The organism is Gorillibacterium massiliense (assembly GCF_000455485.1).
GTDB classification, from domain to species: Bacteria; Bacillota; Bacilli; order Paenibacillales; family NBRC-103111; genus Gorillibacterium; species Gorillibacterium massiliense.
On sequence record NZ_CBQR020000137.1, the window covers coordinates 1 to 4,303 of the forward strand.

Below are 4,303 nucleotides of genomic sequence, written 5' to 3' on the forward strand. Positions count from 1 at the left end.
AGCCGCGCGCCCAGCGTCAGCATGAGCCCCGCGGCGGCTAGAGCCGCCCAGCCGGCGGTCAGGTCGGCGCTGTCTGCGAGAGGCCCTGTGCCGAGCAGCAGGCACAGGGCCGCTGCACCGGCAACCGCCGTGGCGGCGCCGACTACCGCGCCGAAGCGGGCGCTGCCAAGCAAATCCTGGCGGCCCGCCTGGCGCAGAAAGCGGAAGAAAGCCGTCAAGGTAAAGACGGCGTCCGCTCCACTGCGATAGAGGAAAAGGGCCGAGATCAGAGCCGCGGCCCAAACGGAATAGACCGCCGGCAGCAAAACGATGGCCAGCGCCGCCAGCAACAACGGCAGCGACACCGCCAAGCCGGTGTGAAGATTAGCGTCCCTTTGCTTTACCCCATGAACCTCACCTCCGCTTTTCATTCGCAGATGCCTTCATGCTAACAAGCCGATTCCGCCTGCCTTTTCCCGGAGACACTTCTTACTTCTTGACGTACTTTTGCGCCTTTTCCAGCGCTTCATCTTCCGTATCGGCGGTGATATATCTGCCGTTGATATAGATAAAGGCAAACCGCGAGCAAGGCCCGCAGTAGGATTTGCAGCCCACCCGAATCCGGGAGTCCGGCGCCATTTGCTCGATCTTCGGCAATACCCGTTTGACGTTGATATGCTTGCATTTGTCGCAGATGCGAATATCATTCTTTGCAGCCATCAATGATCTCCGGTGTTTCCTTTAGAGGGGTTGGTGATCTCGTAACCTTCCTGCGGGAAATACAGGTAGTCGATCTTGATCCCATCCAAAAGAGGCTCATCCTTCGCCAACAGCACATCGATTCCTTTATCGGTGCTTACAATCACGTCGTTATCCGTCGGCTTGTCCAAATCCATGCCGTAGTGGGCATGACTGCCGTGTTTATGGGTGATAAATACGCGGATTTTCAAATCCTTGTTCTCTTCGGACGCCATTTCCTGCAAAATTTGTTTAGCCGCATTGCGGGTAATTTTACAATTCAACTCGAATCTCTCCTTCTATCTAGTCGTTTAGGCATCCTCGGCCTTGTGGCTGAGGGCCGGCAAGTTTTCCTTTATTGTAAAGAAAGTAAGAGAACTATTCAATCCTTTTGACTATTGCCTCTCTCCCGGATTCATATCCTTCTCTTCGTTCCGCCAAAATCCGCGGGACCCAATAAACCGGGCAATGTCCATCCGAATTGGCGCTGAAAGCTTTTTTTTCATGGAGTCGGTCCAGTTTGCCTTGGATTTTCCGCCCGATCTTTCCACCATATACCGCTCCGTTGTTAAATCGTATTCACCTACGAGATCGGTTATTTTGTCCGCATCATAACGGTTTTCATGAAGGACGGCCGCCAAAGGCAGGCGTGGCCGAAGAATGGGCTCCTGATCGGGATAGCCGAGGCACATGCCGAAAACCGGCATCACCAGTTCAGGCAGTTCGAGTAATTCCGCGACAGCGTGAATGTGATTGCGGATCGCCCCTATGTATACCGCACCCAGGCCTAGAGATTCCGCTGCAACCACGGCGTTTTGAGCGGCAAGCGCCGCGTCGACTAGCGCCGCAACGAGGTTCTCCGTCGTCCCCACATACCCGCTGCCCGCATCGAATCCGCAGGAAGCCGCAAGCCGCTGTAAATCCGCACACCAAACGAGAAAGACGGGGCTCTCCGTTACGTAGCTTTGATCGGAAGCGATATGCGCCAGCTGCCGCCTTTTTTGTGGGTCTGTTATGTTAATCACACTATACGCCTGCATATTGCTGGAACTGGAAGCCATCTGCGCCGCCCGGAGAATATCCTCCAGCGTTTCCCTGTTCACGGGTTTTTCCGTAAATTTCCGAATGGACCGGTGGCTCATGAGCCTATTCATCGTCTCGTTCATAATGGATTCCTCCCCTTGCCGAATTCCCAGCTTTTTGTGACTTTCGTGACAGCCATGAAACCTTCAAGTAAAATAAGCGTAAATAGCACCAGATTGCAAGCCGATTTGCATTCCACTCTGTCGACAAAGAGGTGTACCATCCACTATGCTGATCTTTTGGAAAAAATATTGGCGGACTATTTTCGATATCGCCGTCATTGGGGTTACCGTCTACTTGTTCATGAAGCTGTTCAGCTACATATTTAACATCGCGACGCCGATCTTTCTCGCGTTTCTCATCTTTTTCGCCATCGAACCGCTAGCCAAGCGGCTCCATCGCATCGGGGTGAAAAAGTCGCTGGCCACCGCCATCTCGACGTTGATTTTCGTCGTCATCCTATTGGGAGCCATTGTTGGCCTTGGGGCCATTTTTACAAGTCAGGTCACCAACATTGCAAAAAAAATCCCCGATTATACGGCGATGGTACAGAACATTGTGGAAGAAAATTCCGGCTATTGGCAGGATAAATGGGCTCTTCTGCCTGCCGACATCACGGATCGGTTGTCCACCTTTACCACCAGCATCACCAAATTCGGCGGAGTCGCAATCACTTGGTTCTTTTCCCACCTGATGTCGTGGCTGTCCTCCTTCTCTTCCTTTTTGTTCAGTTTTCTCGTGGGCATCATTCTTGCCTATTTCCTCAGCATCGAAATCGATGCCTGGAAGCGGGGAGCCCGGGAAAAAACGCCGCACACCTTCAAGGTCGCTTTCACCTTTCTCAAGGAAAATGTGCTGGCCGGTCTTGCCAGTTACTTGAAATCCCAACTGAAGCTGGTTAGTATCACCTTTATCATTATTTTCGTCGCTTTGCTGATCATGAGGGTAGAAAACGCCTTTACCATCTCGCTGCTGTCCGCTATTTTCGACCTGCTTCCGCTGCTCGGCGTTCCCACACTTTTCATTCCTTGGGTCATCTATTTGTTCATCGTCGGTAAGACGACCCTTGCCATCAGCTTGACCGTTCTTATGCTCGTAGTGCTGCTGATTCGGCAAATTATGGAGCCGAAAATTACCGGCGACTCCCTAGGGGTTTCCGCCTTCACCATGCTTTCATTCATGATCATTTCCCTTTCTCTTTTCGGAGTATCGGGGCTGATCATCTCGCCTATTCTCATTATCACACTGAAGGCTCTTTACAATCAAGGTTACTTGAAGAAGTGGATCCGCGTCCCCGAAGGGGAGTACATGCCGGACACCGCCCACCCCTGGGCTCCTTCTGAGGACCGCGACGAGGACTCTGTTGCGAAGTAAGCTGATGAACCGTTTTCCATAATTACAAAAGCAGGAAAAATAGCTCCTTTATCGAATTTTCATTTGATATTGGAGCTATTCTTTTGAACCGGAGGAAGTTCAGGTTGAAAAAGCAATTTCTATTTCTTTTCGTTTTATTTCTTTTCATCTCAGGTTGTAAGGGCGGTAATACATCGCACACACCATCTTCAACCACACAGGCAACTCCTACAACGACTCTTTCCTCAGCCATCCCCACCCAGACTGCTCCGCGTATCTCTCAAAAATCGGATGCAATCCTGGGTGAAATCCTGAAAGATCAGTCTTTCCAAGTCAATTTCGAAAATTTGGGGGAGTCCGAGTTTATATCCACTCAAGAAAAAACAGACGGCGAGATCAGACTGCATTTTTACGTCAAAAAAGGAGATTCGGTAGCCGAACTGAAGTATGAGCCTTCTTCGCTTAACACCTTCTTTTCCGTTTCAGCAGTTTCATTTCGGGATGTAAGCGGTGACGGGAAAAAGGACATTATCGTGATCGCGGACTATGCAACCGGTGTGGGAGACATGGGGGCAATTCCCATTTCGCAATTACTCATCTTTAAGCAAACCGAATCTGGTTTTATCGAGGATCAAACCATTGAAAATAAAGCGGTATCTGGTGTCCCATACCGAATCTTAACGATCCAGGATGTGTTGATCGGACTGAAGACGAATCCGGAAGACAGTGTCGCCAATGCCTGGCGGCGATTACCTACCGGAACCTATACGTTGGATGGTTCCGATGAGCTTTCCGGATCTACTCTGACCGTTGCAAAATCTTCCGGCGACGTTCTTTTATTCAGTATGGATGCATTTTATTCGCCGGATAAGGAAGCCCTCGCGCAAGGAAATGTCAATATCGGAACAATCGATCCGGGCACAGCTACCCCCTCAAAAACAGAAATGATTTATAAAGATGGAGACTTTGAGCTTACGTTCGAAATGATATCCGACAAGGAGCTTTATTTGCGGGATAATGGGGAACCTTACTTCGGATTAAACGTAGGTGTAACTGGAATCTACATATTGAAGTGACAGCTGTCCGTAACGGAATCATCTGCGAGTAAACTGTAAATCCAGTAATAGCAAAAAGGCACAGAGCCGCTTTT

Annotated in this window: 6 protein-coding genes; 2 read left to right on the forward strand and 4 right to left on the reverse strand. The window is 50.2% G+C overall.

From position 1 onward, the window contains the following. The 4 genes from TJ79_RS17765 to nfsA form a co-directional block, all read right to left on the reverse strand. Positions 1 to 410: hypothetical protein (locus tag TJ79_RS17765; protein WP_040951696.1), on the reverse strand; the 410-nt coding region annotated here is incomplete at its 3' end. A 58-nt stretch (positions 411 to 468) separates the two neighbouring features. Further along, on the reverse strand, positions 469 to 699 hold the full coding sequence (locus TJ79_RS17770; protein ID WP_040951697.1) for a YuzB family protein: 231 nt from the start codon (positions 697 to 699) through the stop codon (positions 469 to 471). Then, positions 699 to 1,001, reverse strand: coding sequence for a HesB/IscA family protein (locus TJ79_RS17775; protein ID WP_040951698.1), 303 nt, complete (start codon positions 999 to 1,001; stop codon positions 699 to 701). The genes TJ79_RS17770 and TJ79_RS17775 overlap by 1 nt, the downstream gene beginning before the upstream one ends. 111 nt (positions 1,002 to 1,112) lie before the next feature. Continuing rightward, entirely contained in the window at positions 1,113 to 1,883 is a 771-nt protein-coding gene (nfsA, locus tag TJ79_RS17780) for an oxygen-insensitive NADPH nitroreductase (protein ID WP_052339716.1), read from the reverse strand. A 145-nt stretch (positions 1,884 to 2,028) separates the two neighbouring features. Here nfsA and ytvI point away from each other — a divergent pair, with 145 nt between their 5' ends. Both ytvI and TJ79_RS17790 read left to right on the forward strand, forming a co-directional pair. Then, complete coding sequence (ytvI, locus tag TJ79_RS17785) at positions 2,029 to 3,174, forward strand: sporulation integral membrane protein YtvI (RefSeq protein ID WP_040951699.1); 1,146 nt, start codon at positions 2,029 to 2,031, stop codon at positions 3,172 to 3,174. A 104-nt stretch (positions 3,175 to 3,278) separates the two neighbouring features. After that, positions 3,279 to 4,229 carry a hypothetical protein gene (locus TJ79_RS17790; RefSeq protein WP_040951700.1) on the forward strand — a complete coding sequence of 317 codons (951 nt, stop codon included), beginning with the start codon at positions 3,279 to 3,281 and terminating at the stop codon, positions 4,227 to 4,229. Positions 4,230 to 4,303 lie beyond the last annotated feature (74 nt).